A 16,757-nucleotide genomic window follows, 5' to 3' on the forward strand; every position below is an offset into this window, starting at 1 on the left:
CCCGCGCCCCGCCCGCCGTCCGAGGCACGCGCCACGTCACCTTCGAGGAGTTCACCCATGACGGTTTCCCGCCTTCTCGCCTCCCTCGGCGGCCTGCTGACGGCCGGGCTCGGCGTCATGGCCGAGGCGCCCTGGTGGGTGATCGGCGCCCTGGCCTTCGGCGGCCTGCTGGTCCTGCGGGCCGAGGCGCTCGTCAACGCCCGCAACGAAGCGCGCCGCGGGCTGCACGAGAACCGGCTCCTGGGCGAGGTGTCCAGGAAACAGGCCCTGGACTACCTGAGGGAGATCAGGCAGGCCGGGACGACCGGCCCGTCGGACGCTCGGCAGCCCGCGCCGGCCCCGCCCGCGCAGCCGACCGGGGGTACGGGCGAGGGCGCGAACGGAGCAGGGGTGACGGCGTGAGCCGCGCGGCTGGAGAGCGCGCCGCGGGCGGTCGTCGAGCCGGAGCGCTCGGAGGAGGTACTGGCCGGGCTCGCCCGGCGGTTGCCGGCCGGCTCGGCGGTTACTGGCCGAGCACCGACGACAGCGCGACGATCGCGAACATCAGCACGAGCACACCGGCCATGATCCGGTTACGGGTTTTCGGGTCCACACCTTCGAGGTTAACCCGGAGGTCACCCGGTCCCCTCGGGAGCCCCGCCCAGGGGCCAGGCGCCGACCGTCTCGTAGCGCGGCTGCTCCCCCGGCGCGCCGCCCCCCGGGAGGTTGCTGCGGACGAGCGCCAGCTCGGGGACCTGCCAGCGGGTGCCCTCGAAGGGGGCGAGCGCGTCGACGAAGGGGCGCAGGTCGACGCCGTCGCGCGAGCGGGCGACCGTGAGGTGGGCGTGGTAGGCGCGGTGCTCGTCCATCGGGACGCCCGCGCGGCGGGCCGCGGCGTCGGCGCGCTCGGCGAGCAGGCGCATCTCGTCGAGGTCCCCGGCGGCCCCCGTCCACAGCACCGCCCGCCCGAAGTGGCCGCCGCCGTGGAGGCGGAGGCCGAACGGCCGCGTGCGGTGGGCGGCGCGGGCGAGCCGCGCGTGGAGGTCGGGGAGCAGGTCCTCGTCGACCTCGCCCATGAAGGCGAGCGTGAAGTGCCATCCGGGCCGGGAGGTCCAGCGCAAGCGCTTGGCGCCGGGGAGATGGGCCAGGCGGTCCACGGCATGAGCGAGTTCGGTGAGCTGCTTCTGGGGTGGCAGCACGGCAGCGAAAAGCCTCATGAGGGAAGTCTGGCAGGGTTCCGGCGGCCCGTGAGCCGCCGGAACCCCTTGGCCGGGACCGGGCCTCGGTCAGAAGACCTGGTTGTACGGCGCCTGCGCGACCGAGGTGGAGCTGCGGGGCTTGAAGGGGGCCCGCCAGTCGCCCGTACCCGCGTAGAAGTACGAGGTGTTCTCCGGACCGCGCACGTACAGGTCGGGGCGGCCGTCCTTGTCGCCGTCGCCGATGCCGACGAGGTCGGTGTACGCGTTCCAGCCGGCGCCGACCCTGACGCGGGGTGCGTAGGTGCCGTCGCCCTTGCCGAGGTACAGCCACAGCACTCCGGCGGTGTCGCGGGCGACGAGGTCACCCGCGGGGGCTCCGGCGACGTTGCCCACGGCCGTCAGCCGGTTGTAGATGCCCCAGCCGAAACCGATCTTCTTCCGGGGCGCGTACGGGGCCGTGGTGGAGCCCGTCGCCTGGTAGAGCCACAGGTCGCCGGCCCTGTCGGTGGCGACGAGGTCGGCCCGGCCGTCGCCGGTCAGATCGCTGCCGCCCGCGAGCTTGTCGTAGATCTGCCAGCCGCCGCCGATCCGCACCCGCGACTCGAAGCCGACCCGTGAGTCGCTCCCGGTGCCCTGGTGGAGCCAGAGCACGCCGCTCTTGTCACGGGCGATCGTGTCGGCCGCGGACGACCCGGCGATGTCCCCGGCGTTCCCGAGGCGGTCGTAGATGTGCCATCCGCTGCCGAACGCGCCGGCGTAGCTCCCGTTGTCGGCGGCGACGAGCCGTCGCGTGGCGTCGTCGAAGCGCGTGTCGATCCGCCAGAGGTCACCGGCGGTGTCCCGCGCGAAGAGGTCGGGCGAGCCGTTGTCGTTGTAGTCGTGCGCCCGGGGAGTACGGACCACCGTGAAGGCGCCGGTGGCGGTGACGTCGGGCGTCCCGTTCCACGGCATCGCCGTGACCTTCCAGGTGTAGGCGCCGTTGAAGGCGGCCTGCGCCTGCGAGCCGTACCCGTTGAACTCGCCCGCCCAGTCGAGGCCGAGTCGGCCGTCCGGGTGGACGCCGGTGCCGGCGGACTCGGGGGTGGGCCGGACGAGCTTGCGGAAGGTCCGTCCTGTCTCCTTGTGCGTGAGTTCGACGGAGAGGTCCGCCCTGGTCGTGGAGAACGTCCACGTCAGGCTGGACCGGGCGACACCGTCGAGGTCGAGCACGGCCGGGATCCCGCTGCCGCTGTAGGTGACGGGGGCGACGTCGCCGATGGGCTCGCCGGTGGACGCGACCAGTTCGGCGGCCGGCTTCCCGTCCGCGCCGATCGTGATCCGGTAGAGGCCCTCGCCCTGGGTGGACGTGCCGCCGAGGACGAGCAGGTTCCCGTCGGGGCCCGGCACGACGTCCTCGACGATGTCGAGAAGCTCGGCGGTCGTCCCGTCCGTCAGCGAGCGGGCCGTGAGCGTGTGACCGGGGGTGGTGTCGGCTCCGAACGCGAACCAGTCGCCGAGCAGGCCGCCGGTGATGTTCGCCTGGTCGTCGGGGCCGAGCGGGGTCCGCTGGACGTCGCCCGAGCCCCGGGCCGCCGTGGCGAGCACGGTCTTGCCGTCGGTCCGCTCCGTCCACGCGACGCGGCCGGGCGAGAGGACCGAGACGCGTCGCGGATAGAGGCTCGGGGTCATCAGGTAGGTCTCGACGACGCGGCTGGTGGCGAGGTCGACGACGGCCTGTTCGTCCCGCTCGCCGAGGGTCTGGTAGGTGACGAGCGCGGCGCCGGGCAGGCTGTCGTAGAGATGGAAGCCTTCGGTGGAGGGCATTCCGGTCACCGTGCGGACGGACACGGAGCCCCCGGCCTTGCTGACGAGCTTCAGCGTCGAGCCGGACTCGACGAGAAGGGTCGCTCCCACGGCACCGATGACGTAGCCGGAGGCCGCGGGCTGCAGCAGGTCGATGGTGACGGGCGCGGCGCCGGTGGCCATGTCGTACAGCGTCACGGACTCGGTGTAGTGGCGCTGGGACGCGTTCTTCGCGACCACCACGATGTCCGAGCGGGAGCCGTGGACGGCACCGGACTCCGGGACCTCGACGACCTTCGAGACCCCGTCCGCGTACCGGGTCCAGCGTGACGTGCCGTCACGGTCCGTGGAGAGGAAGCCGGTGGTTCCCGCGCTGACGAGGTCGCCTCCTACGGCCAGGAACGGCACCGGGATCGGGTCGCCGGCCGTCTGCGTCCGGGCGGCGGAGGTGAGGGCGGCGGAGGTGAGCGGGGCAGAGGCCGCGGGTGCGGCGGACGCGGCCGGGGCGGTGAGCGGGGTGGCCGCCACGGCGGCGAGCACGATCCCGACCGAAACCGCGAGCCGTCCTCGGGACAAAGCAGTACGCAAGGCGTGTTCCTCCCCTAACAACACGGATATGCCATGAGGGACTCACCACCGCATCGAAGAGTTGTACGACTAACCTCGGGCGGATGAAGATCGCCATCAGGAAGGGCGGGGCGGAGGACGTCCCCGCGATACTCGCGCTGCTGGACAGCGCCGTGGTGTGGCTCAACAGCCAGGGCATCACGGATCAGTGGGGCACCGATCCGTGGTCCGCGCGGCCCGCGGCGGTGAAGAGGGTCGAGGAGACCGTCGCCGAGGGGACGCCGTGGATCGCCGAGATCGACGGGGTGCCGGCCGGGACGCTGACGCTGACACCGCATCCCGGGCCGGGCGTGCCGCGGGTGGACGAGCCGGAGCTGTACGTCCGCATCCTGGCGACGGACGCCCGGTTCCACGGGCGGGGCGTGGGCGCGGCGCTCCTGGCCCACGCGGCGGAGGAGACCCGCCGGCAGGGCGTGTCGCTGCTGCGGGTGGACTGTTTCGCGGGGAGCGAGGGGCGGCTCGTGGCGTACTACGAGCGCCAGGGCTTCACGCGGACGGTGCCCTTCCAGGTCGGCGACTGGCCGGGCCAGGTGCTGGAGCGGCGGGTCTGACGGGTGAGGGGGCGGGGCCCGGGCCGGAACAACGCGGGGCCCGGGCGGGGCCCGGGCGGGGCCCGCCCACGTCACCGGCTACGCCGCCGTCGCCAGGCGTTCGCGGGCGACGAAGCGGACCTGGGGGTGGCCGTGGTGCCAGCCCACCGCCATCCTCAGGCCGCCGACCTTCGCCAGGATCAGGGCGACGACGCCCGCCGCCGCCAGCGAGACCAGGCCGCCCGTGGCGAAGCCGACGCGGGGCCCGTAGGTGTCGGTGATCCAGCCGAGGAGCGGCGCGCCGATCGGGGTGCCGCCCGCGAAGACCATCATGTAGAGGCTCATCACCCGGCCCCGCATGGCCGGGTCGGTCGCGAGCTGGACGGCCGAGTTGGCGGTGATGTTGACCGTGAGGCCGAACATGCCGATCGGGACGAGCAGCAGCGCGAAGAGCCAGAACGACGGGGACACGGCCGCCGCGATCTCCAGCAGGCCGAAGACCGCCGCGGCGCCTACCAGCATCCGCAGCCGCGTGCTGCCGCGCCGGGCGGCGAAGAGCGCCCCCGCGAGCGAGCCGGCCGCCATCAGGGTGTTGAGGAAGCCGTACGTGCCCGCGCCCACGTGGAAGATGTCGTCGGCGAAGGCCGTGAGCCAGATCGGGAAGTTGAACCCGAAGGTGCCGACGAAGCCCACGAGGACGATCGGCCAGATCAGGTCCGGCCGGCCGGCCACGTACCGCAGTCCCTCGCGCAGCTGGCCCTTGCCCCGCGGGGCGCGCTCCACCTTGTGGAACTCGGCGGGGCGCATCAGCAGCAGGCCGGCGAGCGGGGCGAGGAAGAACAGGCCGTTGAGCAGGAACGACCAGCCGCTGCCGATGGTGGCGATCAGCAGGCCGGCGACGGCCGGGCCGACGAGCCGGGCGGACTGGAAGTTCGCGGAGTTCAGCGAGACGGCGTTGCGCAGCTGGTCGGGGCCGACCATCTCGGAGACGAAGGACTGCCGGGTCGGGTTGTCGACGACGGTGACCATGCCGAGCAGGAACGCGACCAGGTAGACGTGCCAGACCTGGATGTGGCCGGAGAGGGTCAGGGCGGCGAGCGCGAGTCCGCAGAGGCCGAGGGCGGCCTGGCTGACCAGGAGGATGCGCCGTTTCGGGTAGCGGTCGGCGATGACACCGCCGTACAGGCCGAAGAGCAGCATCGGCAGGAACTGCAGTGCCGTGGTGATGCCGACGGCGGCGGCGGAGCCGGTGAGGCTGAGCACCAGCCAGTCCTGGGTGATCCGGGCCATCCAGGTGCCGGTGTTGGAGACGATCGCTCCGGTGAAGAACAGCCGGTAGTTGCGTATGCGGAGTGAGGAGAAGGTTTCCCCCCGCCCGCGGGTGTCGGTGTCGGGTTTGTGGACGGGTGCGGAGTCTGCTCCGGGTCCCGTACTCAAAGTGCGTCGCCTCCTCGGCTCGTTCGACTAGAGGTGTGCGAGCTTCTCCAGGACGGGGGCGGCCGCGCGCAGCTTGGCCCATTCGTCCTCGTCCAGGCCTTCGGCGAGGGAGGCCAGCCAGGCGTTCCGCTTGCGGCGGGACTCTTCGAGCATGGCCTCGGCCTGCTCGGTCCGGCTGACGACCTTCTGCCGTCGGTCGTCGGGGTGCGGCTCGAGCCGGACCAGTCCCTTGGCTTCGAGCAGGGCGACGATGCGGGTCATCGACGGCGGCTGTACGTGCTCCTTGCGGGCCAGCTCGCCGGGGGTGGCGGTGCCGCAGCGGGCCAGGGTGCCGAGCACCGACATCTCGGTCGGGCTCAGCGACTCGTCGACGCGCTGGTGCTTGAGGCGTCGGCTCAGTCGCATGACGGAGGAGCGGAGCGCGTTCACGGCGGCGGCGTCGTCGGCGGTGCCGTGGGACAGGTCAGGCATGTTTGTTAGCGTAACTCATTACCCAGTCTAAATACCATTCGGAATGCGCATGACCGAATGTGTCACCCAAACGAGTGAGATGATTCCGGAAAGTGACGCACGCGGGCCGTCTGTGCCACGACCCTGACGGACATGGACATGGGATCGACAGTGCTCAGCCTGCGCATCGACGGTGAGCTGCTCGACCGGCTCCGAGGGCACGCCGCCAAACGCGGAATGAGCGTCCAGGACTATGTGGTCCGGACGCTCGTCCGCGATGACTTCGACGAACGGTTCAAGTCCGCCGTCGACGAGACGGAGAAGTTCTACGGGGCCAAGCCCACGAGCGCTACGTGAGGCCGAGCGCCGGCATCGCGTAAGAGAAGACGAAGACCGCCGACACGACGTACATCGCCACCGGGACCTCGCGGCCCCGGCCGGCCGCGAGGCGCAGCACGCTGAAGGCGATGAAGCCGATGCCGATGCCGTTCGTGATCGAGTACGTGAACGGCATCATCACCATCGCCAGGAACGCCGGCACGGCGATGGTGAAGTCGCTCCAGTCGATGTCCTTGACCGAACCGGCCAGGATCAGGAAGCCGACCGCGAGCAGCGCGGGCGTGGCGGCCTGGGACGGCACCATCGTGGCGAGCGGCGTGAGGAACAGCGCCACCGAGAACAGACCGCCGGTGACCACCGACGCGAGGCCGGTGCGCGCTCCCTCGCCGACGCCCGCCGCGGACTCCACGAAGCAGGTGGTGGCCGAGGAGGAGGTCGCGCCGCCGGAGGCGACGGCGAGGCCGTCCACGAGCAGGACCTTGTTGATGCCGGGGAGGTTGCCGTCCTTGTCCATCAGCTTCGCCTCGTCGCCGACGCCGAGGATCGTGCCCATCGCGTCGAAGAAGCAGGACAGCAGCACGGTGAAGACGAACAGGACGCCGGTCAGCATCCCGACCTTCTCGAACCCGCCGAACAGGCTCACCTCGCCGACCAGGCCGAAGTCGGGCGAGGCGACCGGGTTGCCGGGCCAGGTCGGGGTGGTCAGGCCCCAGGACGGGATCTCCGCCACGGCGTTGATCACCATCGCCACGATCGTCATCACGACGATGGAGATGAGGATGGCGCCCGGCACCTTGCGGATGATCAGCGCGAGCGTGAGCAGCGTGCCCAGGATGAAGACGAGCACCGGCCAGCCGGTGAGGTGACCGCCGCCGCCGAGCTGGAGCGGGACGGTGGTGTGGGCGGCGTCCGGGATACGGGAGACGAAGCCCGAGTCGACGAGGCCGATGAGCATGATGAAGAGGCCGATACCGATCGCGATGCCCTTGCGCAGGCCGACCGGGACCGCGTTCATCACGCGCTCGCGCAGACCGGTCGCGACGAGCAGCATCACGACGAGGCCGGCGAGGACGACCATGCCCATGGCGTCCGGCCAGGACATCTTCGGCGCGAGCTGGAGGGCGACGACGGTGTTGACACCGAGGCCGGCCGCGAGAGCGATCGGGACGTTGCCGATGACACCCATGAGGAGCGTCGAGAAGGCCGCGGTGAGTACGGTCGCGGTGACCAGCTGGCCGCCGTCGAGCTGGTGCCCGTACATGTCCTTGGCGCTGCCGAGGATGATCGGGTTCAGCACGATGATGTAGGCCATCGCGAAGAAGGTGGCGAAACCGCCGCGGACCTCGCGGGCGACGGTGGAGCCGCGCTCGGAGATCTTGAAGAAGCGGTCGAGTCCCGAGGCCGGTCCCTGGGGGCTCGCGGGCTCGGGAGTGATGGCCGTGGGGGTACCGCCCGCGCCGCCTGCGGCTGCGGGGGAGGTGGCCGTGGTGCTCATGGGGTTCCTCTTCGGGCGTCCAATGTGGCGGTTCATACGAGAGAAACCCGCCAGAGGCAAACCGTTTCAGTATGAACACATGAGCGAGTGAGCGTCCATCTCCGCGCGTAGACACGATTTCCGGCCGCCTAGACTGACCGCATGGCGAAGTGGACCCCCAAGCACGAGGCACCCGAGCCCCTGGAGGGGCCCGTCGTCGCCACCATCACCGGCGGCACGATCCTGTGGTTCGTCCTGTTCCTGGTGCAGGTTCCCTTCTACGGCTGGTTCGAGGACCGGGACCTGACCTGGTGGGTGTGGACCTGCCTGGCCGGCGCCGGCCTCGGCCTGATCGGCATCTGGTACGTGCGCAAGCGCGACGCGGCGATCAAGCGGGCGGCGGAAGCGGCGAAGGCGTCGGACTCCTAGGCCCGGGGCCTTCCCCAGGGCCCCCTGCCTTGTCATGATCCAGCCATGGCTGACACGACGACGCCCGTGTACCGGGCGCGCTACGGCTGGGACCGCAGGACCACGGGTGTCGTGGCGCTCTCCGCCCTCTTCACCGTGGTCCTGCTGCTCCCCGACATGCCCCTGCTCGGGCGGATCCTGGGCCTGCCGCTGTTCGGCGCGGGCGGGCTCTTCCTGGCGTACGTCGCCATGAGCCGCAAGGTCGCGTTCCGGGTGGACGAGACGGGGGTGCTCCTCGGCGGGAACGCCGCCAGGTACCGCGCCACCACCGCCCATGTGCCCTGGGCCGACATCACGGGCGTCGTCCTCTGGCGCCAGCGCACCGGCCGCACCACCGTGCCCTATGTAGGGGTCGCCCGGCGCGAGGGCGCACCGCCGCTGCCCGGGAGCGGGCCGGCGAACCGTGCCGTCCTGGAGTTCCTCACGCCGGTCTCCGCCGATGTCGCGCAGGCGTCCCGGGCGGTCGTCGGGTGGCGCCTCGACAAGGACCGGCTGCTCGCCGCCGTCACCCACTTCGCACCGGACGTCCCCGTGCGGGACCACCACTAGCCGCCCGCGGCCCTCTCGGCACCCTCGCCCCCCTCGGCACCGTGGGCCCCCTCGGCACCGTGGGCCCCCCGCGGCCCCCGTAGTACCGGGGGACCATTTCCGTCCTCCCGTGGTCTGATGTTCTGCTTTCTCGGCGGGTGAACGACCCATTCCGGTCGTAACGTCGAGAACATGACTCAGCGGGCGAAGATCGACACGGACGGCAGTGAGATCGCGGCGGACCGACCCCGCGTCGTCCACCGCACCGCCGGACTGTCCTCCGCCGAGGTCGCCGAGCGCGTCGCCCGCGGCGAGGTCAACGACGTACCCGTCCGCTCCAGCCGCTCCACCGCCGACATCGTCCGCGGCAACGTCTTCACCCGCTTCAACGCGATCATCGGCGTGCTCTGGGTGATCATGCTCTTCGTCGCGCCGATCCAGGACAGCCTCTTCGGCTTCGTGATCATCGCCAACACCGGCATCGGCATCATCCAGGAGCTGCGTGCCAAGAAGACCCTCGACGGACTCGCCGTCATCGGCGAGGCCAAACCGACCGTCCGCCGCGACGGGGTCGCCGCCGAGGTCTCCACCTCCGAGATCGTCCTCGGCGACCTCATCGAACTCGGCCCCGGCGACAAGGTCGTCGTCGACGGCGAGGTGGCCGAGGCCGACAGCCTGGAGATCGACGAGTCACTGCTGACCGGCGAGGCCGACCCGGTGGTCAAGAAGCCCGGCGACCCGATGATGTCGGGCTCCTTCGTGGTCGCGGGCGGCGGCGCGTTCACCGCCACCAAGGTCGGGCGCGAGGCCTACGCCGCCCAGCTCGCCGAGGAGGCCTCCCGCTTCACGCTCGTCCACTCCGAGCTGCGCTCCGGCATCTCCACCATCCTCAAGTACGTGACCTGGATGATGGTCCCGACCGCGACCGGCCTCGTCATCAGCCAGCTCGTCGTCAAGGACACCAACTTCAAGGACTCCATCGCCCGGACCGTCGGCGGCATCGTCCCGATGATCCCCGAGGGGCTCGTCCTCCTCACCTCCGTCGCCTTCGCGATCGGCGTGATCCGGCTCGGGCGCAAACAGTGCCTCGTGCAGGAACTGCCCGCCATCGAGGGCCTCGCCCGCGTCGACGTCGTCTGCCTGGACAAGACCGGCACGCTGACCGAGGGCGGCATGGACGTCACCGAGCTGCGCACGCTGAACGGGAGCGACGAGGCGTACGTACGGAAGGTCCTCGGCGCCCTCGGCGAGTCCGATCCGCGCCCCAACGCCTCCCTCCAGGCCATCATCGACGCCTACCCGGACTCCGAGGACTGGCGCTGCACCGAGTCGCTGCCCTTCTCCTCCGCCCGCAAGTACAGCGGGGCGGCCTTCAGCGAGGGCAACGGGGAGAGCTCCTCCTGGCTGCTCGGCGCCCCCGACGTCCTCCTGAACACCGGGGACCCGGTCCTCGCCGAGATCGACGGCCTCAACGAACAGGGCCTGCGCGTCCTGCTCCTCGCCCGCGCCACCCGCGAGCTCGACTCCCCCGAGGCCGCCCACGACGCGAGCCCCGCCGCCCTCGTCGTCCTCGAACAGCGGCTGCGGCCCGACGCCTCCGACACGCTCGCCTACTTCGCCGACCAGAACGTCGCCGCCAAGGTCATCTCCGGCGACAACGCGGTGTCCGTGGGAGCCGTGGCGGGCAAACTCGGCCTGCCCGGCGCGGAGCACACGGTCGACGCCCGCCGGCTGCCCACCGACCGGGACGAGATGGCGCAGGCCCTCGACGACAACGCGGTCTTCGGCCGCGTCACCCCGCAACAGAAGCGGGACATGGTCGGCGCGCTCCAGTCCCACGGCCACACGGTCGCCATGACCGGCGACGGCGTCAACGACGTCCTGGCCCTGAAGGACGCCGACATCGGCGTCTCCATGGGCTCGGGCTCCGAGGCGACCCGGGCCGTCGCCCAGATCGTCCTCCTGAACAACTCCTTCGCCACCCTGCCCTCGGTGGTCGCCGAGGGCCGCCGCGTCATCGGCAACATCACGCGCGTGGCGACCCTGTTCCTGACGAAGACCGTCTACTCCGTGCTGCTCGCCGTGCTGGTGGTCTGCTCCCAGGTGGAGTACCCCTTCCTGCCCCGGCACCTGACCCTGCTGTCCACCCTCACCATCGGCGTCCCCGCCTTCTTCCTCGCCCTCGCCCCCAACAAGGAACGCGCCAAGCCGCACTTCGTACGCCGGGTGATGCGGTATGCGATCCCGGGCGGCATCGTCGCGGCGGCGGCCACCTTCACCACGTATCTGCTCGCCCGCTCCCACTACAGCGGCACGGGCGCGCTCGACGCCGAGACCAGCGCGGCGACCCTGACCCTCTTCCTGGTCTCCCTCTGGGTCCTCGCGATCATCGCCCGCCCCTACACCTGGTGGCGCCTCGCCCTGGTCGCCACCATGGGCGGCGCCTTCCTCCTCGTCCTCGTCGTCCCCTGGCTCCAGGACTTCTTCGCCCTGAAGCTGGTGGGCGTGACGATGCCGTGGACGGCGGTCGGCATCGCGGCGGCGGGCGCGGCGCTCCTGGAGTTCGCCTGGCGGTGGGTGGACCGGCGGTTCCCCGCCTGAGTGACGGGCCCGGCGGGACAACCCTTCGGCCGGCTCGGGTGTCCTCCTTGTGCGCACGCGTGTCCTGAGAGCGTCCTGAGAGCGTCTTGAGAGCACAGCAGGTGTCGTCGGGCGCCTGCGGGAGGGAACACCCCATGAGACTTCGCCCGGCCGCCACCGTGGCCCTCACGTCCGCCGTACTGTTCCTCGCCGTACCCGCCGGCCGTGCCGCGGAGGCTCCGGCGGCGCTGCCCAGTTGTGAGGACGTCTCGACCGCCTACGGGGACTACGAGCAGAAGTCCCTCACCGCGACGGTGAACGTGGTCCCCGAGACGCTCGTCGCGGGCAGCGGCTGGCAGCCGGTCGAGGGGGCGGTGACCAACATCGGTGCCGAGGACCTGCCGGACGTCACGGTGAGCGGCTACCCCTGGCGGCAGGTCGAGTTCCCGGAGTACGACCTCAGGGACTATGTGAAGGCGCAGGTGAAGGCGGCCGACGGAAGCTGGCACGACCTCGGGACGGGGCCCGCGGGCGTCGGGGAGATCGCGCTGCTGAAGGCCGGAGAGACCCGGAGCTTCGAGCTGCGCGTCCAGGCGGTCGGCAAGCTACCCGCCGACCTCACGTGGGCGGAGTTCGCCTTCTCCGGGGCGTTCGCGGACGTCTACCGCTACCCGGACACCGGCAAGGAGGTCGACTGCACGGGATACGCCCGCGCCAACGACACCTTCCGCATCAAGCCCGTCGACACGAAGCCGACCACGGCCCCGACGCCCACGCCCACGCCGACGCCGACGCCGAGCAAGACGCCGACGCCGACGCCGACTCCCACGCCGACGGCGACCGCGAGCCCGACGCCCACGCCGACCCCGACGGCCACCGCGTCGAACACGCCCGCCCCGAACCACGGCGGCCGGCTCGCCGAGACCGGCGCCTCCGGGGCGACGACCACGCTCGCCGTCATCGGCGGCGCGGTCGTCGTCCTCGGCGCGGCGGCGGTGCTCTTCGGCCGCCGCCGCGACAAGGGCTAGTCGAACCAGCGGTCGCGGGCCAGCTCCGCAGTCCTCGACGGGTCCTCCAGGAGCGCCGCGACCTCGAAGCGGCGGGGCCACTGGCCGGCCGCCCAGGCCAGGCCGGCGGCGACGCCCTCCAGGGTGGCGGCGTGGATGGTCCCGTCGGGGGTGCGGCGCCAGTCGAGTTCGACGCCGGCGGCGCGGAGTTCCTCGTGCTCGATGTACGAGGCCGGGGTCGCCGGGCCGAGGAGCGCGTGGACCGAGGGCGGTACGTCGTGCTCCTCGCCGACCGTGGTGACCTCGGCCTCGACGGACTCGCTCAGCCGCCGCACCTGGAAGAGCTCCGCCAGGTCCGCCGCCCGCGACGGGGAGACCGGCAGCAGGGGCAGCCCGCCCGCCAGCGGCAGGAGGTCGGGGGCGTCCGCGACCAGCGCCTCGGAGGCGTCGACCACGACGAGCGCGCCGTCCACGACCGCGCGCAGCTCGTCGGGGAGGGTGACCTGCTCGGGGTCCAGCCAGGCCAGGGCCGTGTACAGGGCGTGCAGTTGGGCACCGGACACCTCGCGGGCCGGGTCGGCCAGGCGGGCCAGGAGTTCGGCCGCGCCGCCCGGCTCGTCCAGGAGCGAGGTGACCGAGGTACGCACGCCGAGCGCCCGCAGCACCTGCTCGTCCTCGAAACCGGTCGCGTCGGCGGAGTCGTACAGGCCGATGAGCAGCGGGTCCGTGCCGGCGGCCCGCAGACCGGCGGGGCGCCGGCCGTCGAGGACGGGGTGGTCGCGCAGCCACCAGGCGGTGTACGACCGTACGGTCTCGGTCGTCCCGTCCGGCATCAGGACCCGTACGGGCTGGGTGAGCGCGTCCCGCAGCGGCGGCCGGGCGAGCATCGCGAGCGCCTGCGGCCAGGCGTCGTCGTCGACCAGGTCCAGGTCCCGTACGGCGACGATCTCGGTCGCCACCGGCGGCACCGGGGCCTCCGGCAGCCGGTCGAGGACGTCCTCGCACCACACGTCGACCGCGTCGAGGAGCCCGGCGTCGTCGGGCTCGGCGAAGTCCCCCTCGCGGGGCTCCAGTTCGTCCGGGTCGAGGACGAGGTCGGTGGCCCTGACCAGGGTGAAGCCGGCGAGCACCCCGCAGGCGGCGAGCGGCTGCTCGCCCCAGCGTGCGGCCAGTTCGCCGTCGACCAGGGCGAGTTCGTCCTCGCGCATCACGGCGGCGAAGGCGCTGCCGGGCAGGACCAGTTCACCGGCGGGCGCGAGTTCGCCGTCCTCGTCGGGGAGGGCCAGCGCGCCGAGCCACGGCTCGTCGCCGGGCTCCAGCTCCGCGTCCCGTACGAGCGTGAGGACGGTCTCGGCGAGCTCGTCGGCGTCCAGGGTGTCCGCGTCCTCGTCCCAGATCTCCCCCGCGTCGAGGGATCCGGCGACCGCCGCCCTGACCTGGGGAGTCGTCAGCACGGCGCGCGGAGTGGCCGGCAGGGCGCCGAGCTTCTCCAGGAGCGGGTGGGCGGCCTCCGGGTGGGCCACCTTCAGACCGAGGCGGGTCAGGTCGGCGGGGGTGCGGTCCTGGGGAAGCAGCACGTGCCGGGGGCCGATGGTGGTGCGGATCCGGGCGGCCTGCTCCTCGCGGCCTTCCCCGCCGTCCGCGTACGGGCTGTCCGGCCCCGCGTCCGGGCCCGCGTCCGCGTCCGGGGCCGCCAGCGGGACCGGCAGGCCCGTCAGCCGGTCCGGGTCCACGCCCGCGAGGGAGTCGTACAGGCGCCACCACCACGACGGCGCCCTGTCCACCCCGGCGAGCCGGTCGATCGCCTCGGTCAGCGGCACCCGCCCGATCCCGAGCGTGCGCAGCTCGGTCCGCCGCTCCAGGCCCGCGGGCAGCAGGGTCGGGAAGACCTCGGCCAGGACGGCGACGGTCTCGTGGCCCGCGCCCTCGACGACCTCGGCCTCCACGGGCCGCAGCGCGGGCAGCTCCTCGGAGGGCGCCTCGGGCGCCAGGAAGGCCACGCGCGGCAGCCGCCGCAGGATCTCCGAGCGCAGCGCCCCGTCCAGGACGCCCTTGCCGAGCGGGCCGGGCACCAGGTCGATCGTGGCGACCGTCACGGGCTGCCAGTCCGCGAGGAGTTCGGCGTACGCGTCGGCCGCGCGCTCGACGAGGAAGTCGGTGAGCGGCCCGGGCGCCGGGTGACGGCGGGCGGTGTCCAGCGGCAGCGAGGCGATCAGCAGGGCGGGCATGCCGAGCGGTTCGTCGGTGGGGGTGGGGGCGTGGACGACGGCGGCGGTACGGGGCGACAGCGGGGCGCCCTCGCCGTCCACCGGTACGGCCCAGGTCACCGACCAGTGCGGGCGCAGCCGTTCCTCGACCGGCCGGTCCTTGAGGAGCGCGGGGTCGAGGGGGCCGCCGTGGCTGACGGTCCGCCAGCGGTGGGTGCCGGTCGCGGAGTCGGCGATGTGGACGTAACCGTCCTCCTCGGAGCGGCGCAGCGTCCGTACGCCCTCCGGCGTCTCGACCACGATCTCGGCGAGGCCGGGGAGGGTCAGGAGCAGGGCGTCGTCGATGGAGGCGAGGAGCCGCTCGGCGAGGTCGACGGCGGCGGAGTCCCGCAGCGGGAGCACGACGACGGTGTCGTAGCCGTCGGGGGCCGTGCCCTCCGCGGGCAGCGGGAGACGCAGCAGCGGGACGTGGCCGTCGCGGCGGCGCAGTTCGTCACCGAGGCCGGGGCTGTGCCGGGCGGTCTCGGCGGCCAGCTCGCGGGCCTCGGCGAGGGACCAGCGGACACCGCCGTGGCGGCCCAGGACGGCGGGCTCGTCGCTGACGGCGAGGACGGCGGCGAAGCCGACGCCGAAGCGGCCGACCGCTCCGCGCTCGTGCTCGCGCTTGGCGGAGGCCCGGAGGGTGGAGAGCGACTCGACGCCGGTGGCGTCGAGCGGGGCGCCGGTGTTGGCGGCGGCCAGGACGGCGGGGGTGTCGGCACCCGCGGGGTGCAGGGTGAGCCGGAGGCGGCCGGTGACGCCGGCGCGGTGGGCGGCGTCGGCGGCGTTCTGGGCGAGCTCGACCACGAGCCGGTCGCGGTAGCCGCCGAGGGCGAGGTCCTCCTCGGCGTTCGCGTCCTCCCGGAACCGGGCGGGGCCGGCTCCCCAGGAATCGAGTACGCCTCGGCGCAGCCGGGCGGTGCCGAAGGGGTCGGCTCCGTCGGTCGACGTCCTGACGCTGACGCTCACGTCTGACTCCACTCTGCGGGGCGGGATTGTGCCGGGGCCCGAAGGTACCGCGACCTGCGGGCCTCTCGCGTCGCCCGTTCCGGGCGGGTGCCCGGCGAGTGCCACGCGCGTGCCCGGCGAGTGCCCGGTGAGTGCCCCGGAGCCGTCCGCCCCTTGGGTCTCGCCCTTGGGTCTCGCCCTCGGGTCTCGCCCCTCGGGTTACGAGTGGCCCAGATCCTCGGAGACGCCGTCCGGTTCGGTCGTGGAACCCGAGTCCTTCGCCGGGCGGAGCGGGAACGAGTCCGCGCCCATCGAGTCCAGGACCGGGGGCGCCGGGCGCGGGGGCTTCGGCATGACCGCCGCCTCGGAGTGCCCGCCGCAGCCGTACGAGAGGGAGACGACCCGCCCGTCCGCCGGGGAGAACTCGTTCGCGCAGACGCCGAAGGCCTGCTTCAGCGAGCCGGCCAGCGGCACCAGGAAGCCGCAGGACTCGCAGGACGCGGGCGCGGCCTGTGCCATCGGGGTCTTCGCTCCGAACGCCTCGTCCCAGCGGTCCGCCGCCACGTGCAGCCCGTACCGCGAGAGCACCCGCGCGCGCCGCATGCCGAGCTCCTCGGCGACCGAGGCGATCGCGCCACGGGACGGCGTACGGGAGACGATCTCGGCGTCCTCGGCGTCGAGGTGGTCCGCCATCTCCTCCGAGACCGCGGAGTTCGGCGGGGGCGCGTCCTCGCCGGAGAAGCCCTGCTCGAGACGGAGGTCGTCCTGCTCCGTCGGCAGCAGGTCGCCCGGCCCCATGTCGCCGGGGCGCAGGCGCTCGCTCCACGGCACCCACTCGGGGGCGAGGAGGGCGTCGGAGCCCGGCAGCAGGACGGTTTCGTCAAGGGTGACGTTCTTGGCCCGGGAGGCGCGGGTGACCGTCACGGCCCAGCGCCAGCCGCGGTAGCCGGATTCCGCGCACTCGAAGAAGTGCGTGACGACCCGGTCACCCTCGGCGACGACCTCCACGTGCGGCCCGACGATGCCGGGTGCGGCGGCCTCCTCGGCGGCCGCCCGCGCCAGGTCTACCGCCTCGGCGCACAGGCGGTCGGGGGTACGCGGGGTACGCGGGGTACGGCTTCGCGTCGTCGCAGCACTCACAGGTCTCGCTTCTCTCCTACGCC

General features: G+C 72.8%; 14 protein-coding genes. 7 read left to right on the top strand and 7 right to left on the bottom strand.

The genetic code is table 11. The annotated features are described in order from the left end of the window. Nucleotides 1–57 precede the first annotated feature (57 nt). Nucleotides 58–402: a hypothetical protein gene (locus tag FDM97_RS33000; protein WP_137994146.1), complete on the top strand. Its 345-nt coding sequence runs from the start codon at nt 58–60 to the stop codon at nt 400–402. A 212-nt stretch (nt 403–614) separates the two neighbouring features. Here FDM97_RS33000 and thpR read toward each other — a convergent pair whose 3' ends face one another. Next, nucleotides 615–1,196: an RNA 2',3'-cyclic phosphodiesterase gene (gene thpR, locus FDM97_RS33005; RefSeq protein WP_137994147.1), complete on the bottom strand. Its 582-nt coding sequence runs from the start codon at nt 1,194–1,196 to the stop codon at nt 615–617. A 69-nt stretch (nt 1,197–1,265) separates the two neighbouring features. Next, a complete protein-coding gene (locus tag FDM97_RS36080) occupies nt 1,266–3,548 on the bottom strand; it encodes an FG-GAP repeat domain-containing protein (RefSeq protein ID WP_175439322.1) in 2,283 nt (760 codons plus the stop codon). 83 nt (nt 3,549–3,631) lie between these two features. Here FDM97_RS36080 and FDM97_RS33015 point away from each other — a divergent pair, with 83 nt between their 5' ends. Beyond that, nucleotides 3,632–4,138 (top strand): GNAT family N-acetyltransferase, encoded by a 507-nt coding sequence (locus FDM97_RS33015; RefSeq protein ID WP_137994148.1) that lies wholly within the window; start codon nt 3,632–3,634, stop codon nt 4,136–4,138. Nucleotides 4,139–4,216: 78 nt separating this feature from the next. Here FDM97_RS33015 and FDM97_RS33020 read toward each other — a convergent pair whose 3' ends face one another. Together FDM97_RS33020 and FDM97_RS33025 are read right to left on the bottom strand one after the other, a co-directional pair. Then, nucleotides 4,217–5,554: an MFS transporter gene (locus FDM97_RS33020; RefSeq protein WP_137994149.1), complete on the bottom strand. Its 1,338-nt coding sequence runs from the start codon at nt 5,552–5,554 to the stop codon at nt 4,217–4,219. A 27-nt stretch (nt 5,555–5,581) separates the two neighbouring features. Next, nucleotides 5,582–6,025, bottom strand: coding sequence for a MarR family winged helix-turn-helix transcriptional regulator (locus FDM97_RS33025; protein WP_137994150.1), 444 nt, complete (start codon nt 6,023–6,025; stop codon nt 5,582–5,584). 132 nt (nt 6,026–6,157) lie between these two features. On the opposite strand from FDM97_RS33025, the gene FDM97_RS33030 reads away from it, so the two are divergent. After that, complete coding sequence (locus FDM97_RS33030; RefSeq protein ID WP_137994151.1) at nt 6,158–6,361, top strand: ribbon-helix-helix protein, CopG family; 204 nt, start codon at nt 6,158–6,160, stop codon at nt 6,359–6,361. Here FDM97_RS33030 and FDM97_RS33035 read toward each other — a convergent pair. After that, complete coding sequence (locus FDM97_RS33035) at nt 6,354–7,838, bottom strand: NCS2 family permease (RefSeq protein WP_175439324.1); 1,485 nt, start codon at nt 7,836–7,838, stop codon at nt 6,354–6,356. The genes FDM97_RS33030 and FDM97_RS33035 overlap by 8 nt on opposite strands. 141 nt (nt 7,839–7,979) lie before the next feature. On the opposite strand from FDM97_RS33035, the gene FDM97_RS33040 reads away from it, so the two are divergent. From FDM97_RS33040 to FDM97_RS33055, 4 genes are all read left to right on the top strand, one after another. After that, a complete protein-coding gene (locus FDM97_RS33040) occupies nt 7,980–8,246 on the top strand; it encodes a DUF2530 domain-containing protein (protein WP_137994152.1) in 267 nt (88 codons plus the stop codon). Nucleotides 8,247–8,291: 45 nt separating this feature from the next. Further along, the gene (locus tag FDM97_RS33045) at nt 8,292–8,834 is read left to right on the top strand and encodes a hypothetical protein (protein ID WP_137994153.1); all 543 of its coding nucleotides are present in this window, start codon (nt 8,292–8,294) and stop codon (nt 8,832–8,834) included. Nucleotides 8,835–9,005: 171 nt separating this feature from the next. Then, complete coding sequence (locus FDM97_RS33050) at nt 9,006–11,414, top strand: HAD-IC family P-type ATPase (RefSeq protein WP_137994154.1); 2,409 nt, start codon at nt 9,006–9,008, stop codon at nt 11,412–11,414. Between the two features lie 134 nt (nt 11,415–11,548). Beyond that, nucleotides 11,549–12,421, top strand: coding sequence for an LPXTG cell wall anchor domain-containing protein (locus FDM97_RS33055; protein ID WP_137994155.1), 873 nt, complete (start codon nt 11,549–11,551; stop codon nt 12,419–12,421). On the opposite strand, the gene FDM97_RS33060 is transcribed toward FDM97_RS33055, so the two are convergent. Further along, nucleotides 12,418–15,627, bottom strand: a complete 3,210-nt coding sequence (locus tag FDM97_RS33060) for a sacsin N-terminal ATP-binding-like domain-containing protein (protein WP_137994156.1) — start codon at nt 15,625–15,627, stop codon at nt 12,418–12,420. The two genes, FDM97_RS33055 and FDM97_RS33060, sit on opposite strands and share 4 nt — an antisense overlap. A gap of 186 nt (nt 15,628–15,813) precedes the next feature. Further along, entirely contained in the window at nt 15,814–16,734 is a 921-nt protein-coding gene (locus FDM97_RS33065) for a DUF3027 domain-containing protein (RefSeq protein ID WP_137994157.1), read from the bottom strand. Nucleotides 16,735–16,757 lie beyond the last annotated feature (23 nt).

The organism is Streptomyces vilmorinianum (genome assembly GCF_005517195.1).
Lineage (GTDB): Bacteria > Actinomycetota > Actinomycetes > Streptomycetales > Streptomycetaceae > Streptomyces > Streptomyces vilmorinianum.

Bases quoted from the DNA above. Each gene is read 5' to 3' on its own strand.
- FDM97_RS33000 (WP_137994146.1), top strand. From the start codon at position 58: ATGACGGTTTCCCGCCTTCTCGCCTCCCTCGGCGGCCTGCTGACGGCC.
- thpR (WP_137994147.1), bottom strand. From the start codon at position 1,196: ATGAGGCTTTTCGCTGCCGTGCTGCCACCCCAGAAGCAGCTCACCGAA.
- FDM97_RS33015 (WP_137994148.1), top strand. From the start codon at position 3,632: ATGAAGATCGCCATCAGGAAGGGCGGGGCGGAGGACGTCCCCGCGATA.
- FDM97_RS33025 (WP_137994150.1), bottom strand. From the start codon at position 6,025: ATGCCTGACCTGTCCCACGGCACCGCCGACGACGCCGCCGCCGTGAAC.
- FDM97_RS33030 (WP_137994151.1), top strand. From the start codon at position 6,158: ATGGACATGGGATCGACAGTGCTCAGCCTGCGCATCGACGGTGAGCTG.
- FDM97_RS33035 (WP_175439324.1), bottom strand. From the start codon at position 7,838: ATGAGCACCACGGCCACCTCCCCCGCAGCCGCAGGCGGCGCGGGCGGT.
- FDM97_RS33040 (WP_137994152.1), top strand. From the start codon at position 7,980: ATGGCGAAGTGGACCCCCAAGCACGAGGCACCCGAGCCCCTGGAGGGG.
- FDM97_RS33045 (WP_137994153.1), top strand. From the start codon at position 8,292: ATGGCTGACACGACGACGCCCGTGTACCGGGCGCGCTACGGCTGGGAC.
- FDM97_RS33050 (WP_137994154.1), top strand. From the start codon at position 9,006: ATGACTCAGCGGGCGAAGATCGACACGGACGGCAGTGAGATCGCGGCG.
- FDM97_RS33055 (WP_137994155.1), top strand. From the start codon at position 11,549: ATGAGACTTCGCCCGGCCGCCACCGTGGCCCTCACGTCCGCCGTACTG.